Raw genomic sequence first — 24,985 nt, 5'->3', positions numbered from 1 at the left:
CGCAGGGAAGCCGGTGGGCCCGCAGGCCGTCGAACGCCGGCGAGTGGCAAGTGCATGTCTGCCACGTGACCGGAAGGCAGGCAAGCCCATGACGCCGGCTCGGCCGCCCGGTGGCGACCGGCGAAGTTCCTGCGCGCAATCAGCGCTTGCTTGCCTCGCGTGGTGCGAACGGACTGGCCCCGTCCGACTCGACCGCGGCGATCACCGCGGCGGTGTGCTGTCCCAGCACGGGCGCCGCGAACGGCACCGGGCCCGGTGTGCGGCCGAAACGGATCGACTGCGCCACGCCGCGGTAACGACCCACCACCGGGTGTTCGAACGCATCGATGATGCCCTGCGCCTGCACCTGCGGGTGGTCGAACATGTCCTCGATCTGGCGGGCGGCGGCACAGGGCACGTCGTCACCGAACAGCGACTCCCATTCCAGCGCGCCGCGGGCGGCGAGTGCCTCGTGCAGCGGCGGCAGGATCTCGGCGAAGTGCTGCGCGCGCTTGCGCACGCTGTCGTAGCGCGGGTCATCGGCCAGCGCGTCGAGACCGGTCTTGCGGCACAGCGCTTTCCAGAACCGTGGCGTGTTGGCCGAGATGTAGATCCAGCCATCGCGCGTGGGATGAATGCCGGTGACGCCGCCCGAACGCATGTCGCGCCCGATGTCGAGCGACTCGCCCTCGGCCCAGATCATCCGTGCCGACTGCATGGTCAGCGCGCTGCGCAACAGCGAGACGCCGACGAACTGGCCCAGCCCGCTGCGCTCGCGCTCGTACAGTGCCGACGATACGCCGGCGGCCAGCAGCGCCGCGGCGTAGTAGTCGACCACCGAACCGTAGATGATCTCCGGCGGTCCGCCGCGTTTGCCCTGCAGCGTGCACATGCCGGTCATCGTCTGCAGCACCTGGTCGTAGCCGGCCTTGTCCTTCAGCGGACCGCTGTCGCCGTAACCGGTGATGGCGCAGTAGACCAGCCGCGGATTGATCAGGTTCAGCTGTTCGTGGCCGATCTGCAGCCGCTCCGGCACGTCCGGGCGGAAGTTGTGCACCAGCACGTCGGCCTGGCGTACCAGCCGGAGCAGGGCGGCATGGTCGTCGGCGCGCTTGAGATCGAGCACGATGCCGCGCTTGCTGCGATTGACGCCGAGAAAGGCGCGGCTTTCGCTGGGCAGCGTCGACGGATACTGACGCAGGTTGTCGCCGCCGGGCGGCTCGATCTTGATCACGTCGGCGCCCTGGTCGGCCAGCAGCGAGCAGGCGTAGGGCCCGGCAATATAGGCACTCAGGTCGAGCACGCGCACGCCGGCCAGCGGACCCTGGCGGACGGCTGGCGACTCAGCGGGGGAGGTTTCCATGTGCGGCGCATCCATGGGGAAGGTCAGGTAGGTTGCGGAGTCACTCTGCACCATGCCTCCGGCAGGAAACAGCCGAGAGGACTATGTTCTGGCGCCACAAATTCTTGTGTGACGTCGACGCACCGGCGCGAAGCAGGGATCATCGTCATCCGTGCTGCGCCGGAGCCAGCGGCAGCCAGCTGAGCCGCCAGCTGCCGTGGTGCCGCCCGCCGGCGCAGAAGTACGGGGTGAACGTCAGCGGTGCGCGATAGCCCGGATCGAGCGAGATGCGCGGCATCCCGCCGGCCGCTCCCGCCTGCAGCGTCAGCCAGCGTGCCGGCTCGGCTTCGGGCAGACGCACGGTTTCCTCGACCTTGAAGCCGTCGATCAGTCCGGTGGCATACACCAATGGACCGCAGGTGATCGCGGCGTACTCGAAATGCAGCACTTCCTGCTGTACCGCCTCGCCGTCCGGAGTGCGCGATTCCTGCACGTTGCGGTTGATCGCCCGATGCAACTGCGGCTGCATCGGAAAGCGCGCGAGCACTTCGTCGCCATCGTGCCATTCGCGTTCGATGGCCGCGTACTGCCCCGGCACCGCCGCGATGTCGGCGTCCGCACCGTTGATCATGACCGCCGCACCGGCGGCCCACGACGGGATGCGCAATTTCAGCGCAAAACGCATGGGAGTGTCGATGGCGATGCGCAGCCGGACATCGTCGGGATACGGATAGGTCGTGTGCTGCTCGATGCGCAACTCACCGCCGCCGTCCAGTGCGAATCTCACCGCGCCGGCACCATAGAGGTTGACGCTGACCGCGCCGTCGGCGCCGCGCGTATAGGCGATCGCGGGCAGCTCCTCCAGCGCCATCGCGCCGCTGGACTTGCAGCAGCGCCAGTAGGTGGTGTGCACGCGTTTGCCGTTGGGGAACACGTAGTAGCACCAGTCCTCGCCGTCGGGCGCCTGCGCGCCGAGCAGGTCGTTGTTGGCGGAGCGCTCGATCTCCTCGGCGTAACGCGCTTCGCCGCTGATCGCCAGCAGTTCGCGGTTCAACTGGATCCACGCCAGGGTCGAGCAGGTCTCGACATAGCCGTACGGGCTGAACACGCCCGCCGGGTTGAACACCTCGCGCGAGCGATGCGCCACGCCGCCCCACGGCCCACCGCCCAGGGTGAGGTGATGCTCGCGAATGCTGCGCCATGCGTGCTCCGCCCCGTGTCGATAGTCGGCGTTGCCGGTGGCGCGGTGCAGCTTGGCCAGGCCCACCAGGTTCCACGCCAGCTGATAGGCCTTGCCGGTGGCGATGGCGGACACATCCACGCCGGCCAGCGCGCGCGTGAGCAGGGCCAGGTCGCGCTGGCCATCGGCCTGCTGCAGCACGCGTTGCGCCAGTTCGAGGTAGCGCGGCTCGGCGGTGGCGAAGTACAGCTCGACGGCCGGGTCCATCAATACCGTTGCCGACAGGCCGTGGTGGTTGCCCAGCTCGGTGATGTCGATGCCGCCCTCGGTGAGCGTGCGCAGGCACAGGTCGCCGATCCTTCGCGCGGCGTCGAGATGGCGCGGCGCGGGGAAGTGCCTGTGCACTTCAAGCAGGCCGAGGATCAGGTAGGCGTGCGTCCAGATGTCCCAGGTGCGCACGCTCGGCGCGCCATCCCAGCTGGCCGGCTTGGGTGGTTGCGGGCGCATGAAGCGGTGATCCGGCGCATAGGTGCCGAGGTAGCCGTCGTCCTCCTGGATCGAGACCAGATAGTCGGCCACCCGCAGCACGCGCGTGCGCAGGTCTTCGTCGTCGCTGCGCGCGGACGCCTTCGCGGCGGCGACCAGCCACTTGCCGGCATGCTCGCCGTACCAGTCGCCCTCGCGGTTCCCGTTGCGCCGTTCGGGCGCGAACAGCGCGATGGCCGGACTGTGCTCGTCGACGATGAAATGGCTGAGCCGGCCGCGCAGGTTGGCGTCCAGCGCGTCGCCGAGCAGGCCGCGCAGTTGCACTCGCGGGGGTGATCCGCCGCTCATGCCGCGTCCATCGCGCAGCGGAAGCCGATAGTGCCTGCGCGATCCTTGCACGGCGCCATCAGCAGGTATTTTCCATGCTGGTCGAGCCGGTACGCCTGCGGGAAATACCAGTGCGAGGTCTGTGGCTGGTAGCTGCTGCCGCCGCGCAGGATCGCGGCGCGGGTGTGCTCGTCGACGTATTCGTCGGTCCATTGCCAGACGTTGCCGACCAGGTCGAGTACGCCGAACGGACTGGCCGCGGCCGGATGCGCGTCGACATCGTCCGGCGCCTTCAGCACGCGGCCACGGTTGACCGCGGGCAGCATCGCCTCGTCCCACCGATTGCCCCACGGATACAGGCGGCCATCGCTGCCCTGCGCGGCGTACTGCCATTCCCATTCGCGCGGCAGCCGCTTGCCGGCCCAGACCGCGTAGGCGCGCGCGTCCTCGATCGACACCCAGGTCACCGGCTTGTTGTCCCAGCCCGGCAACGGCGCGCCGTCACGCCAGTGGCGCAGGAAGTTGTGGGCGTCGCGCGGCTGCCAGCCGCTGGCGTCGAGGAATTCGCGGAACTGCGCGTTGGTCACCGGCGTGCGGTCGATGAAGAACGCCGGCATCTGCAGTCGGTGCCGATGGCCGCGTCGGGCGCTGGCTTCCCACGGGTATTGCACGTCATTGCCTTCCCAGGTCTGGCCTTCGATCTCGACGCCGGCGACCACGAAGTCGAAGCTGCCGGCGGGAATGGCGAGCATGCCTGCAGGAGCGCTGGGTGCCGGCGGTACCGCCTCGATCGGCAGCAGCTGTTGCGGCAGCGAATGCCATTGGTTAGACAGCGACTGCAGCGGTATGGTAGCGCGCTCGCGCATGCCATCGAGGAAGGTGTCGAGTCCGTCGATGCGGACGTCGGGCGCCAGCGCCAGCAACGCGCCGAAACCGCGGCCTTCCAGCGCGAAATCAAACACCGCTCGATCGCCATCGATGCGCGGCTGATGTGTGACGCCGTGCCAGATGTCGTAGTAACGCGTGCCGTGCGCGTGCGGCAGCGAAATTTGCTCGCCGGCCAACGGGTATTCGTTTCGGTTGACCACGGTCCACAGCGTATGACCGTCCGCGGGGAAGCGGCTGGCGAACACGCCGGCCTGCAACGTGCGCTCGTACGGTCGCCAATCCACGCTCACCATCGCCGCCGCGAACTGGCGCTCGATCAAAGCGATGCGGCGCAGCGTTTCCGCGTCGCGCGGGGTGAGCTGGTTCCAGATGCCCCAGACGTTTTCCCAGGCGTTGTAGCCGATGCCGTTGAAGAAGATGTATTGCAGGTCGTGGTTGCGCTCGCGGCCCCAGCGGTTCTCGTAATTGATCATGTGGCGCGGTTCCAGCCACTTCCACTTGGCCACCGGCGGGATCACCTCGTTCGGCGCCTTCTTGCCCCAGCTCTGCACGTTCCAGATCAGCTGCTCTTCGGAACTGATGGTGGACTCCGGCTGCAGCACCACCGGACAGCCCAGCGCGTCGCAGGCGTCGAAGAACGCGCGCGGCACGCCGTTGTAGGTGTCGCCGTTGATGCCGTCGGCGCCGACCGCCTTGACCAGTTCGGCGATCGCCTGCCAGTCGTTCTGTTCCGCTTCGCGCGTGCCGTGGTCCCACGGCATGGTGGGCAGGAACACGCGCACGCCGCGGTGGTGGAAATCATCCACCGCACCCTTCAGGCCGGCGAGGCCGCCGGGCAGGTCGTGCGCCAGATCGGTCTTGTTGCGGTCGTCGATGCCGATGTTCGGATAGACGAACCAGATCAATACGCTGTCGATGCCGCCGTAGCGTGCCTCGAGATCGTCGAGGTAGCGATCGACGGTGTAGCGGCCGGCGACGGGATCGAAGAAATAGCGATCCTCCACCATCATCTGCGCATGCACGAAGTTGCGCTGCGCCCATTGCAGCTCGGGGCGACGGTAGTTCGCATCGTCGTAGCCGATGCGGACGAGGTGTTCGCGGCGCCAGTCGGTCAGCTCGGCGATCCAGTCATCGAGCGTGCCGTCGACGTCCATCTTCCAGTGGCCGATCTCGGCGAACGGCCAACCCGGCGCCTTGCCGGGCACGGGCAGGTAGCGGCCGGTGGTGACGTGCGAGAACTTGTATTCGTGGCGCACCGGCGGGGTGGCCGGTGTCTCGGGTGAATCGGGGTCGATGCTCATCAGTGACTCGGGACAGCGGAGTGGGGCGCTAGCGCGACAATGCCTGGTAAACCAGATCGTAGAAGTTCCGGCTGATCCGCGGCAGGTCCTTGCCGCCATCGTCGCGCGGCAAATGCTGCAGCATCAGGATGGCCAGCAGGTGTTCGTGCGGATCGATGCTGTAGTAGGTGGAGGCGGCGCCGCTCCAGCCGAACTGGCCCGGCGAACCGAGCTGGCCGCGCCGGGCCGGATCGAGCACCACGTAGCCGCCGATGCCGAAGCCTTCGGCGGCACTGAACTGGTTGACCGGCGGATCGAGCATGGTGAGGTGGTTGCGCAGCATCAGCTCGACGGTCTTGCGGCCAAGCAGGACGTGGCCGTCCAGCGTGCCGCCGTCCAGCAGCATCTGCGCGAAGCGTGCATAGTCGCCCGCGGTCGAGTACAGCCCGCCGGCACCGCTGTCGTAGGCATTGAGCGGTTCGCCGGGGTGTTGCGCGCTGGGACCTTCGGCGATGCGCAGATGGCCGTCCGTACCCATCGTGGTGAGGTCGACCACGCGCGAGCGCTGCGCGGCCGGCACGCCGAAGCCGGTGTCGCGCATCTGCAGGGGATCGAAAATGCGTTGCTGCAAAAAGCGCTCGAACGATTCCCCCGAGACCACTTCCACCACGCGCGCGATCAGTTCCAGCGAGGCGCCGTCGTAGCCAAAGCGGGTGCCCGGATCGGCAGCCAGCGGCACGCGGCTCATGCGCGCGGCGAAATCGCGCAGGTCGCGCGCGCCGTGGGGATCGATGCGTTCCATCAGGCGCACCGCCAACGCGTCGCCTTGCACGCCGGCCGGATAGCCCGCGGTATGGGTGAGCAGCGCATGCAGGGTGACCGGCTTGTCGGCGGGCCGCAGGCGCGGCGCGTCGAGGCTGCCACCGACCAGCACCTGCTGTGCGTCGAAGCCGGGCAGGTAGCGCGACAGCGGTTCGTCCAGGCTCAGCTTGCCTTCCTCGACCAGCATCATCAGCGCGACCGAGGTCACCGTCTTGGTCATCGAGTAGATGCGAAAGATCGCATCGCGGCGCAGAGGATCCTTGCGCGCGAGATCGCGATAGCCATAGGCCTGCCAGTCCACGATGTGGCCGTTGCGGGCCACCAGCGCAACGCCGCCGAGGTAGCCGTCGGCGGCGGTGGCCTGGCCCAGGTAGTCGTGCAGCCGCTGCAGGCGCGCGGATGACATGCCCTGCGCTTCGGGCGGTGTCGCCGGCAGTGGCGTGGCTGCGGCTGCGGCTCGCGGCGATGCCGCGCACAGCAACGCCGCTCCCAGCAGCCAGCTGGCGTTCCTGCGAACGGGGTTGCCGCGCATGTGAATCATCGGAGGTCCTCACTGCGGTCGCGGCGCCCCGGGAGGGAGAGGCGCCGCGACCGGTATACCGTCACGCCGGGGATCAGAACGTGATCGTATACGTCAGCGAGGTCATGCGACCACGGCCGGCCCAGTAGTTCTGGTAGCCGGCAAGTTGCGACCAGCTGAGCACGTACTGCTTGTCGAGCAGATTCTCGACGCCGAGCGACAGCTTGCCGTAGCGTGCCAGGTCATAGTTCACGCCCAGGTCGAACAAGGTGTAGCCGTGGGTCTGTTCGTTGTAGCTGTAGGCCCTGCCGTCGTACGCGCGGGTGTCGCTGCCGGTGAGGTGGCGGCCGAACAGCGAGGTGAAGCCCAGCGTGGCATCCGCGTTGGGCAGGAACTTCCAGGTCAGCGCGGCGGCGAACTTGTCGGGGTTGATGTCGAGCACGCCCATCGGCTTGTTCAGGCCGCCGGCGCCGAACCGGCCGGCCGGGTCGGCCGACCAGAACGCGGTCTTGCCGGTGATGTGCGAATACAGCCCGGTGACCTTCCACTGCGGGTCGAAGCGGAACTCGCCGGTGACCTCGGTACCCTCGATCCGCACCGGCGCACGCGACAGCACGAAATCATTGGTGTCCGGATTGATCGCCAGTGAAGCGCCGAATGGCGATTTGGAAATGTAGTGGGTGGCGCCGAAGGAGGCGCGATCGCCACGCCAGTTGAAGCCGATTTCATTGTTCTTGTAGATGATTGCCGCAAGATCGCTGATGCGGTCGACCGACTGTCCGGGCACGTTGATGTTGCGCAGCGGGATGCCGATGTTGGGCAGGGTGAAGCCTTCGCTGTACGCCGCGTAGACCGACCATTCGTTGCCGATGCGCCAGATCGCGCCGAGGTTCTTCAGGTTCTCGGTGTACTTCACGCCGCCGCCCTGCACAAACACGCGGTTGTTGTAGTAGGTCGAGGTGTAGCTGTCGACGGTGAGCTTGTCGTCCTCGCGGCGGTAGCCGCCACTGAGGGTCAACGGGCCGATGTCCCACGACAGCTGGGCATAGGGCGCGGTGCTCTTGTAGTTCATCGGCGGCACCCACAGCCGATTGGTCAAGGCCAGTCGCTGCTGGGCCTGGTCCCTGCCGAAGTCGATGCCGGTATGCAGTTCCAGGCCGGTCACGTTGAACAGGTCCGAACGCGTCCAGGAAGTACGGATGCCCTTCTTGTGCGAGTCGATCTCGGACTGTTCCCACAGCGTGCCCAGCGGGGCGAACAGCGGGTCCTGCTTGGCCGGGTCGAGCTCGGGCAGGTAACGCATGGCCTGGTCGGCCTTGTACACGTTGATGTCCAGCGAACCGCCGAAGAAGTCGCTGTGGCTGTATTCGAGGTTGTACTGCTTGAAGTCGTTGAACGCGTCCTTGGAGCCGTAGATGTGCCCCTTCTCCGAGGTGTTGGTGCGTGGCACGTCGCACGGCGGATCGTCGTCCGGGCCGCGGCAGCCGAGCACCTGGACGTAGTTGCCCTTGCCCTCGATCTTGAAGCGGCTGTAGGTTGCCTGCAGCCGCTGGGTGCCGCCTTCGCCGAAGTTGACGCCACCCTTGAGGAACAGGTTGCGCGAGGTGGAATCGGCCAGCGAGCCGCTGGTGTTCATGCCGATGCGGCGACCGTTGCCGTCGTAGGAGATGCCGCGGTCGATGTACGAAGCGGCCATCAGCAGGTCGTAGGCGTCCTGCTTGCGCGCGAAGCTCACGCCGGTCTTCCAGCCTGCGCTGCCGCCGTAGCCCTGGGTCTGGTAGCGCGTGGTGATCGTGGTCTCGTTGCCTTCCCTGGTCGGCACCTTGGAGATGTAGTTGATGATGCCGCCGGCGGCACCGATGCCCTCGGAGGCGGACGGCCCGTTGATCACCTCGATGCGACCGACGATGCCCATGTCGGTGAAGGTGCCGTTGCGGGTACCTTCGCGCAGCGGCGAGCCCTGCGGAATGCCGTCGAACAGGCGCAGCGGAATGCGTCCACGCAGCGTCTCGCCGGTGTTGCTCATCGCCTGCGAGGATTCGGCGTAGCCCGGCACCGTGCGCGCCAGCACCGCGGTGGCGTCTTCGGTGACCAGCAAGGTGTGCTGGATCTCCGCCTTGGAAATCACGGTGATCGCGCCGGGGATCTCGTCGACCGACTTCGGGCTGCGGGTACCGGTGACGATGACGCGATTGAGGTCGACGACTTTGTCGTTCTTCTTCTTCGCGTCCTGTTTGCCGGCATCCGCTGTGGCATTGCCGGCAGCCGTGGTGTCCTGCGCGGCGGCGCCGGCCGACAGGGCGGAGAACAACAGGATGCTGCTGATCGCTGCGGCGAGTGGCTTGATCATGGCGTGTCTCATCGTGGTGTTGGTGGGCACGGCCATCCGGGGGATGGCAGTGCAAGGCGCTGGAAGTCGATCCTCGGTGTGCGTCGCTGGCAACGCCCTCCCCGGCGTCCCGACAGCTTTGTGCTGGATTTCCGGCGAGCCTATGCGGTTCGCCGCTCACGAGGAACCAGCGCGCCCTATGTTCAGAGGCTAGTTTTTGTTGCTTACGAGAGCAGCAAATGTTTGCCGCGGCGCAACACGGGCGTCATCTTCGTGGCGCCGAAGCGGTTCAGCGCGGACGCGCCTGCATCGCCTGGCGGCTTTCCTGCAGGAACACGGTGACCAGTCGCACGCGCACGCTGGAGCGCGACCACACGATCCCGATGCGCCGCGGCACCGAGGGCGCGGGCAGCGGGATGCGCGCCAGCTGTACGCCCTCCGGCCACGGATGCGCCCAGTCCGGCACCAGCGAAACGCCGAGGCCGCGGTCGACCATCACGGCGATCGCATTGAGTGCGTTCAATTCGAAGCGTTCGCGCGGCACGATGCCGTTGGCGCGCAGGTATTCGTCGGCCTGGCGACCACCCCATTGATTGCGGTCGTAGCGGATCAGCGGCTGCGTCGCCAGCAGCTCGTGCGGATCGCGCTCGGCCATGCTCTTCGGTGCCAGCACGATCAGCGGCTCCTCGCGCAGCAGCAGCCATTCGCAGGTCTTGGGCAAGGCGAACGGCGCCTGCAGCACCACCGCCGCGTCGAGGTCGCCGGCCTCCACCGCGCGGTAGAGTTCGGCCGAGTAGCCCGGCTTGATGAACACATTGATCTGCGGAAACGCATCTACCATGCGGGCCAGCACGTCGGGCAGGATGCCGGCCAGGGCGGTCGGGCAGGCGCCCAGGCGCAGCTCGCCCGACACCCCGTTCTCGTTCGCCACGCTGCGCAGGTCGGCGACGTTGCGCAACAGGTCGCGCGAGCGCTGCAGGATGCGCGAGCCTTCCTCGGTAACGCTCACCGTGCGACCGACGCGAGCGATCAGGGTGGCACCGATCTCGCGCTCCAGCGTGCGGATCTGCTGCGCCACCGCAGCCGGCGTGATGTTCAGCACGCGCGCGGCGGCGGCCATCGAGCCCTGGTCGACGATGGTGATGAAGGTATGCAGGAACTGGGTGTCCACGGTGCCTCGCGACGTTGTTCGACAGGCTTGAGCGGGTGAGTCATCGAAGATAGTCGCACGGACGGTGGCATCAATGGCGTGGCGACAGCCCGCGGGTCAGGCCTTGTCTTCGGCGAAGATGGTCAGGCCCTTCAGCGAACGCGCGCTCGGCGGGAAGAACAGGCTGGCGACATAGCCGATCACGATGCACAGCATGATCGAGATCGCCAGGTAGAAGTACGGATGCACCAGTTTGAACCACCACACCAGCAGGGTCAGGCAGATGCTGCTGCCGATGCCGATGGCCACGCCCGGGGCATTCGCGCGGCGGGTGAACATGCCCAGCGTATAGGCGCCGGCAAAGCCGCCGCCGAGCAGGCCGGCCAGTTCGATCGAGACGTCGAACAGCGAGTGGATGTCGAGTCGCGAGAGCAGCAGGGCCAGCCCGATCGCGATCAGCCCGACCGCGACACCGGCGATTTCCGCGAACAGCACGCTGCGCTTGGGCGTCGGGTTTCTCGCCAGCTTTTCATAGAAGTCCACCGATGCCAGCGTGGAGACGCTGTTGATGATGCTGGACAGGGTCGACATGGCGGCGGCGAAGATGGCCGCGATGATCAGACCGGTCACGCCCATCGGCAGTTCGGCTGCAATGAACAGCGGAAAGGTGGCATCGATCGGCAAGGTCGGATTCATCCGCTCGGGATGCGCCTTGTAGAACACGAACAAGGCCGTGCCGATCAGGTAGAAGACGAAGCCGCCCGGTATCATCATCGCCGCGAAGGTCCACACCGAGCGACCCGCTTCCTTGTCCGAGCGCGTGGACAGGATCCGCTGCATCAGTACCTGATCCTTGGGAAAGGTCAGCACCACATCGAACAGCACCAGGAAAATGAAGCCCCACACGGTGGCCTTGGTCAGGTCGAAGCTGAAATCCAGCAGATGCATCTTGTGCTCGGCCATCGCTTCATGGATGAACCCGGGCACGCCGCCGTGGACGTGGAAGACGATGAAGCCGATCGCGAACAGGGCACCGCCGAACATCACGAACACCTGCACGAAATCGGTCCAGATCACCGCCTTCATGCCGCCCAGCGTGGTGTACAGGATGGTGAAGCCACCCATGATCAGCACGCTCCAGGTGACGTCGATGCCGGTGATGGTGGCGATCGCCAGCGCGGGCAGGAACAGGATCACGCTCATCCGGCTGCCGATCTGCATCACGATGCACAGTGCGCTGGCCAGCATGCGGATGGCCGGGTGGAAGCGCGTCTCCAGATAGGAGAACACCGACATCAGGTCGAGCCGGCGCAGCAGCGGCACGACCCACACCGCCACGAACATCAGGCCGGTGACGGCGATCAGGTTGTTGGTGAGATATTGCCAGTTGGTCTCGAAGGCCTTGGCCGGTATCGCGATGAAGCTGATCGAGCTGGTGTTGGTGGCGTACAGGCTGATGCCGGCGGCCCAGAACGGAATGCTGCGTCCGCCGACGAAGAAGTTCGCGGTGGAGTTGCGTTTCTCGCGCAAGTAGAAATACAGGCCGATGCCGATCATGCCGACCAGGTAGACGAAGAGCACGATCCAGTCCAGCCAGCGCAGCAGCAACTTGCTGGACTGGACGCTGGCATGGCCGACGTCGATGCGCGTGGCGCCGGTCGCACGTTGCGCCCAGAGCAGGCCGTCCGGCCAGGCACCCACGGCGATCACGTCGGCGGGCGCGGCGCCAGGCAGGCTGGCCCAGGCGCCGGTGATGGTCTGAAACGTCATCAATCGGAACGGCGCACTGGCTTGCCCGCGGTCGCGCAGCAGGTACACCGCATTGGCCTGGCCCAGCGCGTGGCCAGAGCCTGGCAGAAGTCGACCTGGCACCTGGCTGCGCTCATGCCAGCCCGCGTCCGAAGTCCAGCGCCACAGCTGCTCCGCGTCGCCCGAGGCGCCAGGTACGGTGATGAGCACCGACGAGGCGAGCGCCACCACGGAACTGGGTGCGCCGTCGCCCGGCCAACCCGCGAGCCTTTCCCAGCGTGTTGCGGCCGGATTGGTTGTCAGCCGCAACAATTGACTCTTGCCGTCGAGGCCGACGCCGGCGATCCACAAGCTGTCGTTCGACCACGCGCCGCGTGCATCGCGAAGCGGCGCGGGCAAGGGCGGCAGGGCGTGCCACTGAAGCTGCTGGTCGCTGGCATGCAATCGGGCAACACCGGTGACGTCGTCGGCATGCTGCGCCGAGGTCAACAGCCATGCCTGGGTGCCGTCATCGATGATCCCTGCGATGCGCGTGGCAGCTGTTGGCCACGCCAGCGGAAGCCATGCCTTGCCGGCACGATCGAGACGCCAGGCCGCGCGGTCGGAAATCGCCAGCGGCCGCCCGTCAACCAAGGCGATGGCGCGCAGTGGCTCGCCTGTCTCCAGTGAGGGCAACTGCCCCTCGTGCAGAGGTGCAAGGCTTTGCGCCTGCAGTGGCGCCAGCACGATGAGCAACAGCAGAGCAAGCCAGGCGCGCAGCACGTACGGGACCAGGCTCGGCGTGGGGGGCGCCGCGTCGACGCGACCGTGCCGACGCATCAGTCCGCTCGCCGCGCGGTGGCGAGCAGGGCCTGCGCGCGCTTCAGGAACGGCGGGTCGATCATCCGGCCATCGACCACGAAGGCGCCACGTGCCTGGGCATCCGCTGCCGACGCGGCCTCGACGATCCGACGCGCCATGGCCAGCTCCGCCGGTGTCGGCGCGAAGGCGGCGTTAGCCAGCGGCACCTGGCGTGGATGCACGCAGCTCTTGCCGACGAAACCGAGTCGCCGTGCCATCAAGGCCTCCTCGCGGTAGCCCGCGTCGTCATCGAGCGCGGCGAACGCGCCATCCATCGCGAGCACGCCCGCCTGCGCGGCGGCCATGCGCAGGGCGAACATCGCTGCATGCACGTTGCGCGGATCGGTACGGTCGATGCCATGTGGTTCGAACAGGTCGCCGAGCCCCAGCTGCAGTCCCGCCACCCGCGGATGCGCTGCCGCAATGTGGGCCGCCTGGGCCAGCGCATGCGGCGTTTCGATATTCACCAGCACGCCGATGGGTTGCGCTACCGCGTTGGCGCGCTCGGCCGCCTCGATCGCAGCCACCGCGGCGAGCAGGGCTTCGGCCGATGTGATCTTCGGCAGGTTGATCAGGGCCACGCCGGGACGCGTGATCGCGGCAAGGTCCGCCACAAAATGGGGTGAATCCGCTGCATTGGTGCGCACGATGATCAGCTTGGCGGACCGGGCCACCGCGTCGCCGGTGACGAAGGCTTCCACGGCTGCCCGCGCCTCGGCCTTGCGATCCTCGGCGACGGCATCTTCCAGGTCCAGCGACAGCGCATCAGCGTCGCCGGCCAGCGCCTTGGCGAACAGCTCCGGTCGTGAACCGGGCACGAAGAGTTTGCTACGCATAAGCTTGTCTGCCGCTGGCCGGTCCCGTGATGTCCGCGAGTGTGCGGCATGACACCTCCCGAATCGAGCAGGCATGGCATGTTCAAAAGATAGCTTTTCTATCGACGGCGCCCGGCGGTCGCTGGATCCGCCGGTGCCACCGCATTGCTGCGCTCAGGGCGTCGTCGTGGTCTCGCTCGCCTCGCCCATTGCTTCGGCGGCTGGTGGCGCGATCGCCGCGGCGGGCAGCGCGGGCTGGCCACGGGCCATGCTGGCGAATACCGCATCCCTTCTTGCCCACGCATGGAACAGTGCGGCAGCCAGGTGCATCAATACCGTGGCGAACAGCAGCAGGGCCAGCCAGGTGTGGGCAGTGCGCAGCACGGCGTAGACGGTGGCGTTGTGCGGGGCGATCGGCGGCAGCGAGAAGCCCTTGAACATGGTCACCGGATAGCCGCCGGCAGACAGCATCGCCCAGCCGACCAGCGGCATCGCGAACATCAGCGTGTAGAGCAGCCAGTGCGAAGCCTTGGCCGCGAACACTTGTACTGCCGGCAGGTCGGCCGGCAACGGCGGCGGAGCGTGGCGCAGACGGTTGATCAGGCGCACGATCACCAGCAGCAGGATGGTGATGCCGAGCGGTCGATGCAGGTCGACCAGGGTGGGGCGCAGGCTGAGCGAGGCGACCATGCCGATGCCGATGAACAGCATGGCGAGAATGGCCGGCGCCATGCTCCAGTGCAGTAAGCGTGCGGTGAGGTTGAAATGTCCGGGGGCGACGTTCGAGGGAGTGAGGTCGCTCATGGCCGAGCCTCCTGCCCTGCGGCTTTGCCGGTCGCGGCATCCGCCTTGCCGCTGGCGATGTCATGTTCGCGGCGGTTGAACGACACCGAATAGACGGCTGAACGGGCGGCCAGGATCGGGTCGTCGGAGCCTTGCACGCCGGTGGGCAGCACCAGCGGGTCGTAGTTGATGTCGCGGCAGGCGCCGGTGGCCTGCGGGGTGGTGCCTTCGATCACCACGGTGCCGACGGTGACGTGCCGGCGATCTTCGGGCCAGCTTTGCGACGGGTCGACGCTCGAGTCGCCCGGCCCGGCCACGGTCACCACCATGTCCCAGCGCAGCGGGGCTTGCGCCAGTCGTGCCTGCAGATCCTCGCTGAGGAAGTCGCCGTCGGCGGCGCTGCGCTGCGGCGCCGACATCGCTTCGAAGGCAGTCCGCGGTTGCATCGACCAGCGTACGTTGCGCACCTTGCCGGCGCGGTCGATGAAGCGGAACGTGTTGACGCCGTGGTAGGTGGTGTTGGCCCAGCTGGTCGGCCACGGCGCGTTCTTCGCCCACGCGGCGAAGCGGGCGAACTCGGGATGGGCCCTGGCGAACGCGGCCTGTCTGGCGGGGTCGGGTTTGCCGGTGGCCGGGTCGGGTGCGTTGGCGACGGTCTGCTCGTAGAACGCCTGCACCGAGGAGACACCGAAGAACGGGAAGCTGTTCATCGCCATGCGCCATTGCTGGCCGTCGTCGCTGGTCAATTCCAGCGCCATGCTGCGCACGCGCGCCTTGCCGTCCAACCCGTACGGCGAGCCGCCAGCGACCGACAGGCGGCCGACGAACGGCGTGCGCACCGGCGCAAAGAGCCGCGCGCCGGACAGTGCCGTGCCTTGCCCGTTGCCCTCGAAATAGCCGGCCACGCAAACGCCCTTGGCGTGGGCGCGGCGGAAGCCGCGGTAGATCTGCCCGTTGCCGGTCTCGATGGCGTTGGTGAAACGTTGCGGCGTCAGGCGCCCCGGCGTCAGCCAGCCGGCGACCCAGGCGAAGGCCAGCGCGATGGCGGCCACGATCAGCGCGATCGCCAGCAAGGCAGGCCAGGCACTTCGTGCCGTTGATGGAAGGGCGGCGGGTTCGATGTCAGGCATGGAATGCTCCGGGTCTTGACGAGGCGCGTGAGTCATTTCATTCGCCCGGACGGCTCGGCAAGTTACCTCGGTCGCCAGCCGGTTTCAGCCTGCGAGCGCGCCGTAAGCGTCCAGTGCCTGCTGACGCGATGGACCCAGTTCGACCATGGGCGCCGGATAGCCGCTGCGCTGGAGCAGGTCGGGATCCTTCCACGGCTCGTGCAGCACGTTCAGTGGCGCCTCCGCCAGCTCGGGCAACCAGCGCCGCAGATAGGTGCCATCCGGATCGAACTTCTTCGCCTGCGTCACCGGGTTGAACACGCGGAAATACGGCGCGGCGTCGGCGCCGCAGCCGGCCACCCATTGCCAGCCCAGCGTGTTGTTGGCCAGATCCGCATCGACCAGGGTGTCCCAGAACCAGCGCGCGCCGTGCTGCCAGTGCTGGCGCAGGTTCTTGGTCAGGAAGCTGCCGACGATCATGCGCACGCGGTTGTGCATCCAGCCGGTGTGCCACAGCTCGCGCATGCCGGCGTCCACCAGCGGGATGCCGGTGCGGCCCTGCTGCCAGCGTTCCAGCAAGGCCTGATCCGCCTCCGCCCACGGAAAATCGTTGAAGCGCGGGTTGAAGTTGGCGGTAGGCGTGTGCGGAAAGTGATACAGCAGGTGATGGGCGAATTCGCGCCAGCCCAGTTCGCGCAGGTACGGCTCGATGTCGGGGCGGCGTTTGGCGCCGGCGGCACGCGCGCGACGATCGAGTTCGAAGTGGATCTGCCGCGGCGAGATCTCGCCGAAGTGCAGGTGCGGCGACAGCCGCGAGGTGCCATGCCGCGCGGGCAGGTCGCGCGCATGCGCGTAGTCGCCGATGGCGTCGTCGGCGAAGATCTCCAGCAGCTCCCGCGCACCGGCTGCGCCCGGTTGCCAGCTGGCGGCCAGGCCAGCGGCCCAGGCGATCCGTGGCAGCAGTTCGAGCGCGGCCAGCGGCAGGCTGCCGGGCAACTCGCACCAGCTCGGCACGCATGGTGCGGGCAGCGGTTCGATCACCTGCAGCTGCGCGCGCAGGTTGCGCCAGTACGGCGTGAACACCTTGTACGGCTGGCCTTGCTGGGTGGCGATCTGCCACGGCTCGCACCACAGTGCGGCGTTGTGGCTGTGCACCGCGATGCCGTCGCCCTGCAGCGCGCTCTTGATCTGCGTGTCGCGGGCGATCGTGGCGGGTTCGTACAGGCGGTTCCAGTAAACTGCACTGGCGCCGCTGCGCGCGATCAGCGCGCGCAGGATCTCAAGCGGCTCGCCCCGGTGCAGCTGCAGGCCGGCGCCCGCGTTGTGCAGATCGCGTTCAAGCGCGGCCAGTGAATGGTGCAGCCACCAGCGACTGGCGGCCCCGGCCGACCACCGGCCATCGTCGTCGCTGCGGATGTAAACCGGCAGCACCTGTGCGTGCTCCGCGCAGGCCGCGCTCCACGCCGGGTTGTCGGCCAGGCGCAGGTCGCGCCGAAACAGCACCAGCGCCGTGCTCATCGCGGTGCGCTCTGGCGAAACCGCGCCACGCTCAAAAACCGAACAGCGGCTGCAGCGTGCGGGCGACCCAGCCGGAGAACACCAGCGGCGCATCCGTGGCGGCGACGCAGATGCACGGCACGCCCGGCGAGGTCACCGGCTGATGGTTGATCTCGCCATCCAGATCGGCCACGTCGCCGGGGCCGAAATGGCCGAGCATGTCGTCGTAGGCGCCGTCCAGGATCATGGTCAGCTCGCTGCCGCCATGACTGTGCAGCGGCAGCTTGCTGCCCGGCGCGATGCGCAGCAGCATCAGGTCGCCGCCGCTGATGCCACTGGCGCGGATGCGTTGCACGCCGGGCGCCACGCGCTTCCAGCGCAGCGCGCGCATGGATTTGCCGAACCACGGATGCAGCGCGCCGGGCAACCGGTCGGGATCGTGGGCTTCCTCGCTTTCGATCGGCAACACCATGCGCTGATCCGCCGGCTCGTCGTCGAGCAGGGCCAGCATGGCAGCGCGCCTGTCATCGGCTGGTGCATCGACCCGTTGCTGCTGGATGAGCACGCCGCCGATCTGGTCGGCATCGAGCAGGCGCGCCCGGCAATCCGCGCAGCGTTCAAGGTGCGTGGACGCGACCACCGCCAACGCCGCGGGCAGCGCACCGGCGGAATAGCTGAGCAGAGTGGCGTCGTCGAGATGATGATTCGGTTTCATCGCTGGGCCCTCATGCTGCCCTGCAGTTTGGCGAACGCGCGTCGCAGCGAGGACTTCACCGAGCCCAGCGGCATGTCCAGTTCGGCGGAAATCTCGCTGTGACTCTTGCTTTCGAGGTAACACATGCGGACGAGCTTGGCCTGTACGGGTGGCAGTCGATCAATCGCCTGTCTGAGCAGGTCCTGATCGAAGGAGGATTCCGGTTGCGAGTCGAGCCGCGCGGACTCGACATGATCGATCCGGTCCAGGCCTTCCTGGATCGGCAGCCAGTGCGGTTCGCGCCGCACGTGGTCGATGTACAGATTGCGCGCCACGCGGTACAGCCAGGTGGCGAGGCTGGCGCGCGCCGGATCGAACATCGCGGCCTTGCGCCAAAGTGTCAGCAGCGCCTCCTGCACCAGTTCGTCGGCCATCGATTCAGGCACGCCCAGATTGCGCAGATAGCGCTGCAGCCGCGGCGAGAAATGATCGTAGATGCGCATGAAACTGGCACGATCGCGCTGCACCGACACGGCGATCATCTGTGTCGACCAGTACTGCGCATCAGGCGCGGCGTTGCTCACGGAAGAGGGCACGGCTCGTTTCGCCCGGATGGGCGCTACCTCGGCAACAGTTTGGTCCAGACCGATCATACGCATGTTCCCGGCCGCGGCGACCGCCGGACAATCCGGCGACGAGGCGTTCCTCTTGCCGGTGGCATACGGGAAGCGCGGACATTCGGATGCACCGCGCGGTGGTTCGGCGGATGTCCGGTGCCGCCGGACAAGCCAGGCCCACCGAGGCTGCGGACTGGCGGGCGCCTCGCGCCGGCGGCGGGACTACCGACTGACCAGCACGGGCACCTTGCTTTGCAGCAGGACCTTCTGGGTTTCGCTGCCCACGGCCAGCTGGTTCAGGCCATGCCAGCCATGGGTGGCCATGACGATCAGATCGCAATGATGTTCGCCGGCCGCCTCCAGGATGGCGCGATGGGGCTGGTCACCGAACACGTAGCGGCATTCGCAGGGCACCTGTGCGGCGCTGGCCAGTTCCTTCGCTTCGTCCAGATAGCGCGTGGCGCTGATCACCGCCTGCTGGCTGTAGCTGAGTTCTGCCGCGGCAAGCAGTTCCGCCATGTAGGCGATGGAGCTGCAGGGTGGCACCACATGCAGCACCAGGATTCTTGCACCCAGGCTCCTGGCCAGGGCCAGGCCCATGCGGAAAGCCTGCAGCGACAAGGCCGACCCGTCGATCGGCAGCAGCAGGTGCTGGAACAGCGCCTGGGTATGCGGCCGGGCGCGTGCCGGAACCACGGAGGTTTTGATGGACATGGACGGCGCCTCGGTGGTTGCGCCTGCAGTGGGTCGGGACAGGCACCATGGTGACGTGGGCGTCGGCCGTCATGTTGATCGCGATCAAGTCGTCGTGGATTCGTCCCCCGGGACGTGGTGGCCGCGCGCCTACCCACTCGCCGCAGGCATCGCGGCGACCGCCTCGTGCGCCGCAAAGCTTGACCGGGATCAAGCGGCACGCCCGGCGTGCGGAGCAAGGTTGATGCACCGAACCTGCGCGGACACGCCGTCATGTACGAGATCCTCGTCAACACCGAAGAGATGCGCGACGACAATCCGGTGGTGCAGGCCGGCCTGGCCCTGGCCAGCCGCCTCACGGCCTATGCCACCGGGCTGAACATCGTCGAGGTACTTCCCTCGACCATGGCCATGCCCGACGTGCTGACCGTGCTGGAGACGACGGAACGCGAGGCCCGGCAGTGCGATGCCTGGTGGATGAACCAGTGCCAGCGGCATGGCGTCCAGGGCCGCTGGGAGGTGATCCGCGGCATCTACGTGCCGGTGCTGGCGCGACGCTCGTGCATGGCGGATATCACGGTGAGCCGTCTGCCGGGCCACGGTGGCGGCTATCCGGTCGGCATGGACCAGTTGACCCGGGTCCTGCTCACCGCGGCCTGCCCGATGCTGTTGATTCCCGCGACCTGGGAGACGATGCCTGCGCGGCCGAGGATCCTCGTAGCGTGGAACAGCACCCAGGAATCGATGCACGCCCTGCGCGCCGCCGTACCGTTCCTGCGCGGCGCCGAACGGGTGCAGCTGATCGACGGCGCCCATGACGAGCTGCCCGGCGTCGCGCCACCGCCGCTGCCGCTGCGTGACTGGCTGACCCGCCAGGGCATCGCGCTGCATGCGGAGCAGCGCTTTCCGCCATCGACCAGTGTGGGCGAAGCGCTGCTGGAGCAGGCGCACGCCATGCGCGCGGACCTGCTGGTGATGGGCGCATGGGGTCACTCGCGGGTAGGCGAGTGGATCCTGGGCGGGACCACTCGCCACGTGCTGCAGCACGCACGTTTGCCGGTGCTGCTGGCGCATTGAAGATGCTGTCCGGTGCGCTTGCGGCCCCGCGACGATCCGCCCGCGCGGCCAGCAGCGGCCGGATCGCCGTTGCAAACCGTTACAAAGCGTTACCGGGCGGAACCATGGCGGTTACGGGTGGCACCTAGAGTCTGTTCCGCAGTCAACGGGAACTGCATCTCCGGGACATTTGCCATGAGCATGCTGGCCACAGACATTCGCACCACGCCGGTTGGCAACCCGTTCGCCGCGATGGGCATGGCAGCGCCCGGCAATCACCTCGGCATCGATATCGAGGCGATCCGCGAGCACGCGCCTGTGCGGCGCTGCAAGCACTTCGCGGGACAGAACATCTACCGCGCCGGCCAGCCGTTCCATGCGATCTACCTGGTGCATGCCGGTTCCTACAAGATCTGCGAACTGGCGGAGGACGGTCGCGAACAGGTATCCGGCTTCCGCATGCGCGGCGACCTGATCGGGGTGGAGTCGATCGGCCTGAAAGTCTTTGCCAGCGACGTGGTTGCGCTGGAGACCAGCGAGGCCTGGGAGCTGCCCTACCCGGCGGTGCTGCGCGCCTGCCTGCATGTGCCCGAGCTGCAAGCGCAGCTGACCGCTGCGCTGGCCGCGGAAATCCGCGGCGACCGTTCATGGATGCTGATGCTGGGCACGCTGGCGGCGGAACGCCGCGTCGCCGCGTTCCTGCTCGATGTCGCCGCACGCTATGCGCGCCTGGGCTACAGCGCCAGGCACTTCATCCTGCGCATGAGTCGCATGGACATGGCCAGCTTCCTGGCGCTCAAGCACGAGACCGTCAGCCGCGCGCTGTCGCGCCTGCACGACACCGGCATCATCGACGTGCAGCGGCGCGAAGTACGCGTGCTTGATCTCGATGGATTGCGCTCGATGGCGGGGATCAGCACTGCCCTGAACTGAGCCTCGTCATGCACCGTGGTCGCGGTCCAGCACGCGGCGGATGGCCGCGCCCAGTTGCTCGCGGCGATACGGCTTGCGCAGCAATTCGTACGCGCCGAACGCGCGCGTGTCGATGCCCATCGAGGCGTACTCGTAGCCCGAGGTGAACAGCACCGGAAGCTGCGGATTCCGCTCGCGCGCCTTCGCAGCCAGTTCGAAGCCGGTCATCTCGCCACCCAGCACGATATCGGTGAACAGCAGATGGATGTCGCGGCGCCGCTCCAGCTGCTGCAGCGCGGTGGCCGCATCGGCGGCTTCGCAGGGCGAGTAGCCCAGCGAACGCAGGAAGGCCACCGCGACACGCCGCACCTCGTGTTCGTCCTCCACCACCAGGACATTTTCGCGACCGCCGTGCGACCGTGCCGGGACGGCGCCCTCGACCGCCTCCGCGCTGGCGGCGGGCAGATAGAGCTCGACGCGGGTGCCCTGACCGACCTGGCTTTCGATGTGCAAATGGCCACCGGACTGCTTCATGAAACCGTAGACCATGCTCAGGCCAAGCCCGCTGCCCTTGCCAACCTCCTTGGTGGTGAAAAACGGTTCCAGCACATGCTCCAGGATGTGCGGCGCAATGCCCTCGCCGTTGTCGGCGACGGTAAAGAGCACGTACGCACCGGGTGCTAGCCGGCTGTCGTCGCCGGTCGGGACGACATGGCAGGCACGGGCGCTGATGGCCAGCCGGCCGCCGCGGGGCATCGCGTCGCGCGCATTGATCGCCAGATTGATCAGCGCAGCCTCCAGCTCGCCCTCGTCGGCATATACCGCCGGCACCTCGCTGCTGCATTCGGTGGTCACGGTGATGCGTTCGCCCAGGGTGCGTCCCAGCATCTCGCTGAGGTCGGCCAGCAGTTGCACCGTGTGCACGGCCCGCGGCAACAGATGCTGACGGCGCGAGAAGGTCAGCAGTTTTCGGGTGAGGGCGGCGCCACGCTCGACCGCACGCGATGCGCTGGCCAGCGTTTCGTGGATCGCCTTGTCGCCGGGCAGATCCATCTCCAGCAGCTGCAGGTTGCCGGAAACCACCGTCAGCAGGTTGTTGAAATCGTGCGCGATGCCACCGGTAAGCTGACCGATGGCGTCCAGCCGCTGCGCGTGACCCAGTTGCTCTTCGCTGCGTTCGCGCAGGATCGATGCGGCCAGGATGTTGGCCACCGACTGCAGGAAACTCAGCCGCTCGCGGTCGAAATAGTCCTTCCGGTGCGCCAGTGCCAGCAACAGGCCCATCGCCCCCTGCCGATCCGGCAATGACTCCAGGGCGGCGTCCTGATAATCGTCGCCAAGGGCGGGGCAAATGCGCCGAAGCATCTCGATGCAGGCGCCCTGCTCGGGCGGTGGCAGCTCGGCCTCCAGCGTCTTGCCGTTGGCCATGTCGCGCAGGCCGGGGTCTTCCGACAATTGCTCCAGTACCGCCAGTGGCAGGCCGGTCGACGCCCTGGCATACAGGCCGGCGCGATACGGCTGGCTCAACATGATGGCCGCCGCCGGGATCTCCAGCGTGGCGGCGACCAGTCCGGAAATCCCATCGATGACTTTTTCGTGATGCGTGGCCGCCAGCAGGCGTCGGCTGATCTGGGCCATGGCGGCGTCGAAGCGCGCGCGCTCCAGGGCCTGGCGCGCGCGCTTCGTTTCGGAGATGTCGCGGATCGAGGCTGCATACAGCGTGCCCTGCCTGGCAACCACCGGGCTCAAGCCGATTTCCACCGGGAACGATTCCCCGTCGGCGCGCACCCCGGTCAACTCGTAACTGGCGCCCATCGCGCGCTCGCGCGGGTGGGCGGTGTACTCGGCGCGATGGGCGATGTGCGCATGCTGCAGCGGCGCCGGCAGCAGCGCCTCCACCTGCAGGCCGACCAGCCCTCCCGCGGCATAGCCGAACAGGCGCTCCGCATGCGTATTGGTCAGCACGATGACGCCTTGCCGATCGACCACGATCATCGCGTCGGGAGCCGCCTCGAACAACGCGCGGAACAGGTCGGCATCAGGGGGATGCTGGCTGAACATGCCGCGGCCTAGATCCGACGGACCGTGGGCGAGAAGAGGTAGCCCGTGCCGCGAATCGACTTGATGCGTTGCGGACAGGTCGGGTCGGGCTCGATCTTGCGACGCAGGCGCCCGATCTGCACGTCGATCGAACGATCGAACGGCCCGGCATCGCGGCCGTGCATGTGCGTCATCAGCTGGTCGCGGCTGAGCACCTGGTTGGCGTGTTCGACAAAAACCCGCAGCAAGGCGAATTCGCCGCTGGTCAGCGGGATCGGCTCGCCCTGTGGTCCGGACAAGGTATGCGAGCGCGGGTCGAACACGCAGCCGTCGAAGGTCAGCCGACCCTCGTCCGCCTTGTCGGCGGTACGCGTGGGCGGCGCGGCGCGGCGCAGCACGCTGCGCACGCGGGCGAGCAGCTCGCGCAGGTCGAATGGCTTGGTGACGTAGTCGTCCGCGCCGAGTTCCAGCCCCACCACGCGATCCACCGCTTCGCCGCGCCCGGTCACGATGATCACCGGTCCGTGCCAGTGCTCGCGCAGGCTGCGGGTCAGGCTGAAGCCGTCTTCGCCGGGCAGGCCGATATCGAGCATCACGATATCGACCGACGCGCTGCCGAGCACCTGGCGCATCTGGACGCCGTCGCCGACGGTGCTGACGCGAAAGCCGTGGTTGCCGAAGTAGCGACTGAGGATCTGCGCAATCTCGGCATCGTCGTCGACCACCAGCAGATGTGCCGGCTCGATCGTCGAGGGGGAGGGACTGGAGGAAACGGCCATCTGAGTCCTCGTTTCGCGGTGGTACCCGTCCAGGATGCACGCGGGCCGGTGCAGACACCCCTGCGCCGGCTCGCGTGCAGCAGTTTGACGGTATACCAGCCGACAGGGAAGCGCGAACTGCACGCTGCGCGCATGACGGCGATTCCCGGCGCGCCGCCCTTCCTGGTACGGCGGTACTCACGCCGTGATGGGCGCGGTGAATGGGGTCCGGGTGTCGGCGGGCGCGTGGGTCCGCCGCGTGGCGGCGAGCGTGCCGGGTCACCGTTACCGGTGGCATCGGTGGCCAGCTTGATCTGGATCAACACGCCGACCTGCCGCATTTCTACAGTGGCCATGCCCTTGATGGAGAACTTCCGCCGCGCAGTGACCCGCCTGCGCCATTACCCATCCGATCCACGCAACCGAGGAAACGGCCATGAAAAACGATCGTCAGCTGCAAGAGGACATCCTGAAGGAACTCGACTGGGAGCCGTCGGTGGAGGCCAGCCGCATCGGCGTCGAGGTTTCGGAAGGGGTGGCCACCTTGTCAGGCCATGTCGACAGCTACGCGCAGAAATGGGCGGCCGAACGCGTGGCGCAGCGGGTCGCCGGCATCAGGAGCGTGGCGGTCGAACTGGATGTGGTGTTACCCGGGCCGCACCAGCGCAACGACACGGAGATTGCCAGGGCGGCCACGCATGCCATCGATTGGAACGCCTCGATTCCCAAGGATTCGGTCAGGCTGGTGGTCGAAGACGGATGGATCACGCTTTCCGGCGAAGCCGAATGGGCGTACATCCGGAAGGCTGTCGAGTCCAGCGTCCGCCCTCTGCACGGGGTCAAGGGCGTGATCAACAACATGACCATCCGTCCCCGCATCGAGCCGCGCGACGTCAAGACCAAGATCGAGGCGGCGCTCTATCGGCGCGCGCACATCGATGCCAAGGCGATCACCGTGGGCGTCGAGAACGGAACGGTGACGCTGACTGGCGATGTCGATTCCCTGGCCGAGCGCAGCACGATCGAATGGGCGGCGTGGAGCGCGCCTGGTGTGCAGAAGGTCGTCGATCACCTGGTGGTTGCCTAGCCGGACCGATGACGGCCGCGCTCGCCGTCCGC

At 67.4% G+C, this 24,985-nt stretch carries 19 protein-coding genes; 3 read left to right on the top strand and 16 right to left on the bottom strand.

What is annotated here, in order from left to right; genetic code table 11:
• Positions 1-139: 139 nt before the first annotated feature.
• From ACQGNJ_RS17710 to ACQGNJ_RS17645, 14 genes are all read right to left on the bottom strand, one after another.
• Positions 140-1,342 (bottom strand): CaiB/BaiF CoA transferase family protein, encoded by a 1,203-nt coding sequence (locus ACQGNJ_RS17710; protein ID WP_426690563.1) that lies wholly within the window; start codon positions 1,340-1,342, stop codon positions 140-142.
• Positions 1,343-1,487: 145 nt separating this feature from the next.
• Positions 1,488-3,335 carry a glycoside hydrolase family 127 protein gene (locus tag ACQGNJ_RS17705; protein WP_426690562.1) on the bottom strand — a complete coding sequence of 616 codons (1,848 nt, stop codon included), beginning with the start codon at positions 3,333-3,335 and terminating at the stop codon, positions 1,488-1,490.
• Positions 3,332-5,503: a formylglycine-generating enzyme family protein gene (locus ACQGNJ_RS17700; RefSeq protein WP_426690561.1), complete on the bottom strand. Its 2,172-nt coding sequence runs from the start codon at positions 5,501-5,503 to the stop codon at positions 3,332-3,334. The genes ACQGNJ_RS17705 and ACQGNJ_RS17700 overlap by 4 nt, the downstream gene beginning before the upstream one ends.
• Before the next feature lie 28 nt (positions 5,504-5,531).
• Complete coding sequence (locus ACQGNJ_RS17695; RefSeq protein ID WP_426690560.1) at positions 5,532-6,845, bottom strand: serine hydrolase domain-containing protein; 1,314 nt, start codon at positions 6,843-6,845, stop codon at positions 5,532-5,534.
• A 73-nt stretch (positions 6,846-6,918) separates the two neighbouring features.
• Positions 6,919-9,174, bottom strand: coding sequence for a TonB-dependent receptor (locus ACQGNJ_RS17690; RefSeq protein ID WP_426690559.1), 2,256 nt, complete (start codon positions 9,172-9,174; stop codon positions 6,919-6,921).
• A gap of 268 nt (positions 9,175-9,442) precedes the next feature.
• Positions 9,443-10,324 carry a LysR family transcriptional regulator gene (locus tag ACQGNJ_RS17685; protein ID WP_426690558.1) on the bottom strand — a complete coding sequence of 294 codons (882 nt, stop codon included), beginning with the start codon at positions 10,322-10,324 and terminating at the stop codon, positions 9,443-9,445.
• A gap of 96 nt (positions 10,325-10,420) precedes the next feature.
• Positions 10,421-12,871 (bottom strand): sodium:solute symporter, encoded by a 2,451-nt coding sequence (locus tag ACQGNJ_RS17680; protein WP_426690557.1) that lies wholly within the window; start codon positions 12,869-12,871, stop codon positions 10,421-10,423.
• The gene (locus ACQGNJ_RS17675) at positions 12,871-13,728 is read right to left on the bottom strand and encodes an HpcH/HpaI aldolase/citrate lyase family protein (protein WP_426690556.1); all 858 of its coding nucleotides are present in this window, start codon (positions 13,726-13,728) and stop codon (positions 12,871-12,873) included. Before ACQGNJ_RS17675 ends, ACQGNJ_RS17680 begins: the two co-directional genes overlap by 1 nt.
• A gap of 153 nt (positions 13,729-13,881) precedes the next feature.
• On the bottom strand, positions 13,882-14,511 hold the full coding sequence (locus ACQGNJ_RS17670) for a cytochrome b (protein WP_426690555.1): 630 nt from the start codon (positions 14,509-14,511) through the stop codon (positions 13,882-13,884).
• Positions 14,508-15,620: a catalase family peroxidase gene (locus ACQGNJ_RS17665; RefSeq protein ID WP_426690554.1), complete on the bottom strand. Its 1,113-nt coding sequence runs from the start codon at positions 15,618-15,620 to the stop codon at positions 14,508-14,510. The genes ACQGNJ_RS17670 and ACQGNJ_RS17665 overlap by 4 nt, the downstream gene beginning before the upstream one ends.
• An 84-nt stretch (positions 15,621-15,704) precedes the next feature.
• Positions 15,705-17,117, bottom strand: coding sequence for a cryptochrome/photolyase family protein (locus tag ACQGNJ_RS17660; RefSeq protein ID WP_426690553.1), 1,413 nt, complete (start codon positions 17,115-17,117; stop codon positions 15,705-15,707).
• A 31-nt stretch (positions 17,118-17,148) separates the two neighbouring features.
• Positions 17,149-17,811, bottom strand: coding sequence for a ChrR family anti-sigma-E factor (locus ACQGNJ_RS17655; RefSeq protein WP_426690552.1), 663 nt, complete (start codon positions 17,809-17,811; stop codon positions 17,149-17,151).
• On the bottom strand, positions 17,808-18,443 hold the full coding sequence (locus ACQGNJ_RS17650; RefSeq protein ID WP_426690551.1) for a sigma-70 family RNA polymerase sigma factor: 636 nt from the start codon (positions 18,441-18,443) through the stop codon (positions 17,808-17,810). Before ACQGNJ_RS17650 ends, ACQGNJ_RS17655 begins: the two co-directional genes overlap by 4 nt.
• A gap of 186 nt (positions 18,444-18,629) precedes the next feature.
• Positions 18,630-19,121 carry a universal stress protein gene (locus ACQGNJ_RS17645; RefSeq protein ID WP_426690550.1) on the bottom strand — a complete coding sequence of 164 codons (492 nt, stop codon included), beginning with the start codon at positions 19,119-19,121 and terminating at the stop codon, positions 18,630-18,632.
• A 252-nt stretch (positions 19,122-19,373) separates the two neighbouring features.
• Here ACQGNJ_RS17645 and ACQGNJ_RS17640 point away from each other — a divergent pair, with 252 nt between their 5' ends.
• Together ACQGNJ_RS17640 and ACQGNJ_RS17635 are read left to right on the top strand one after the other, a co-directional pair.
• Positions 19,374-20,177: a universal stress protein gene (locus tag ACQGNJ_RS17640; protein ID WP_426690549.1), complete on the top strand. Its 804-nt coding sequence runs from the start codon at positions 19,374-19,376 to the stop codon at positions 20,175-20,177.
• 174 nt (positions 20,178-20,351) lie between these two features.
• Entirely contained in the window at positions 20,352-21,089 is a 738-nt protein-coding gene (locus tag ACQGNJ_RS17635) for a Crp/Fnr family transcriptional regulator (RefSeq protein ID WP_426690548.1), read from the top strand.
• 6 nt (positions 21,090-21,095) lie between these two features.
• Here the strand turns inward: ACQGNJ_RS17635 and ACQGNJ_RS17630 are convergent, their stop codons facing one another.
• Together ACQGNJ_RS17630 and ACQGNJ_RS17625 are read right to left on the bottom strand one after the other, a co-directional pair.
• Positions 21,096-23,129: a PAS domain S-box protein gene (locus tag ACQGNJ_RS17630; protein ID WP_426690547.1), complete on the bottom strand. Its 2,034-nt coding sequence runs from the start codon at positions 23,127-23,129 to the stop codon at positions 21,096-21,098.
• Positions 23,130-23,137: 8 nt separating this feature from the next.
• Positions 23,138-23,887 (bottom strand): response regulator, encoded by a 750-nt coding sequence (locus ACQGNJ_RS17625; RefSeq protein WP_426690546.1) that lies wholly within the window; start codon positions 23,885-23,887, stop codon positions 23,138-23,140.
• A gap of 415 nt (positions 23,888-24,302) precedes the next feature.
• On the opposite strand from ACQGNJ_RS17625, the gene ACQGNJ_RS17620 reads away from it, so the two are divergent.
• Entirely contained in the window at positions 24,303-24,953 is a 651-nt protein-coding gene (locus tag ACQGNJ_RS17620) for a BON domain-containing protein (RefSeq protein ID WP_426690545.1), read from the top strand.
• Positions 24,954-24,985: the final 32 nt, after the last annotated feature.

Source organism: Rhodanobacter ginsengiterrae, assembly GCF_050026815.1.
Lineage (GTDB): Bacteria > Pseudomonadota > Gammaproteobacteria > Xanthomonadales > Rhodanobacteraceae > Rhodanobacter > Rhodanobacter ginsengiterrae.
The sequence above is the reverse complement of the archived record's forward strand: the minus strand, read 5'-3'. Positions and strand labels throughout refer to the sequence as shown.

What these genes read in the sequence shown, in the direction of transcription:
- ACQGNJ_RS17710 (WP_426690563.1), bottom strand. Translation starts at nt 1,342, where the DNA reads ATGGAAACCTCCCCCGCTGAGTCGCCAGCCGTCCGCCAGGGTCCGCTG.
- ACQGNJ_RS17705 (WP_426690562.1), bottom strand. Translation starts at nt 3,335, where the DNA reads ATGAGCGGCGGATCACCCCCGCGAGTGCAACTGCGCGGCCTGCTCGGC.
- ACQGNJ_RS17700 (WP_426690561.1), bottom strand. Translation starts at nt 5,503, where the DNA reads ATGAGCATCGACCCCGATTCACCCGAGACACCGGCCACCCCGCCGGTG.
- ACQGNJ_RS17695 (WP_426690560.1), bottom strand. Translation starts at nt 6,845, where the DNA reads ATGATTCACATGCGCGGCAACCCCGTTCGCAGGAACGCCAGCTGGCTG.
- ACQGNJ_RS17690 (WP_426690559.1), bottom strand. Translation starts at nt 9,174, where the DNA reads ATGATCAAGCCACTCGCCGCAGCGATCAGCAGCATCCTGTTGTTCTCC.
- ACQGNJ_RS17680 (WP_426690557.1), bottom strand. Translation starts at nt 12,871, where the DNA reads ATGCGTCGGCACGGTCGCGTCGACGCGGCGCCCCCCACGCCGAGCCTG.
- ACQGNJ_RS17675 (WP_426690556.1), bottom strand. Translation starts at nt 13,728, where the DNA reads ATGCGTAGCAAACTCTTCGTGCCCGGTTCACGACCGGAGCTGTTCGCC.
- ACQGNJ_RS17670 (WP_426690555.1), bottom strand. Translation starts at nt 14,511, where the DNA reads ATGAGCGACCTCACTCCCTCGAACGTCGCCCCCGGACATTTCAACCTC.
- ACQGNJ_RS17665 (WP_426690554.1), bottom strand. Translation starts at nt 15,620, where the DNA reads ATGCCTGACATCGAACCCGCCGCCCTTCCATCAACGGCACGAAGTGCC.
- ACQGNJ_RS17660 (WP_426690553.1), bottom strand. Translation starts at nt 17,117, where the DNA reads ATGAGCACGGCGCTGGTGCTGTTTCGGCGCGACCTGCGCCTGGCCGAC.
- ACQGNJ_RS17655 (WP_426690552.1), bottom strand. Translation starts at nt 17,811, where the DNA reads ATGAAACCGAATCATCATCTCGACGACGCCACTCTGCTCAGCTATTCC.
- ACQGNJ_RS17650 (WP_426690551.1), bottom strand. Translation starts at nt 18,443, where the DNA reads ATGATCGGTCTGGACCAAACTGTTGCCGAGGTAGCGCCCATCCGGGCG.
- ACQGNJ_RS17645 (WP_426690550.1), bottom strand. Translation starts at nt 19,121, where the DNA reads ATGTCCATCAAAACCTCCGTGGTTCCGGCACGCGCCCGGCCGCATACC.
- ACQGNJ_RS17640 (WP_426690549.1), top strand. Translation starts at nt 19,374, where the DNA reads ATGTACGAGATCCTCGTCAACACCGAAGAGATGCGCGACGACAATCCG.
- ACQGNJ_RS17635 (WP_426690548.1), top strand. Translation starts at nt 20,352, where the DNA reads ATGAGCATGCTGGCCACAGACATTCGCACCACGCCGGTTGGCAACCCG.
- ACQGNJ_RS17630 (WP_426690547.1), bottom strand. Translation starts at nt 23,129, where the DNA reads ATGTTCAGCCAGCATCCCCCTGATGCCGACCTGTTCCGCGCGTTGTTC.
- ACQGNJ_RS17625 (WP_426690546.1), bottom strand. Translation starts at nt 23,887, where the DNA reads ATGGCCGTTTCCTCCAGTCCCTCCCCCTCGACGATCGAGCCGGCACAT.
- ACQGNJ_RS17620 (WP_426690545.1), top strand. Translation starts at nt 24,303, where the DNA reads ATGAAAAACGATCGTCAGCTGCAAGAGGACATCCTGAAGGAACTCGAC.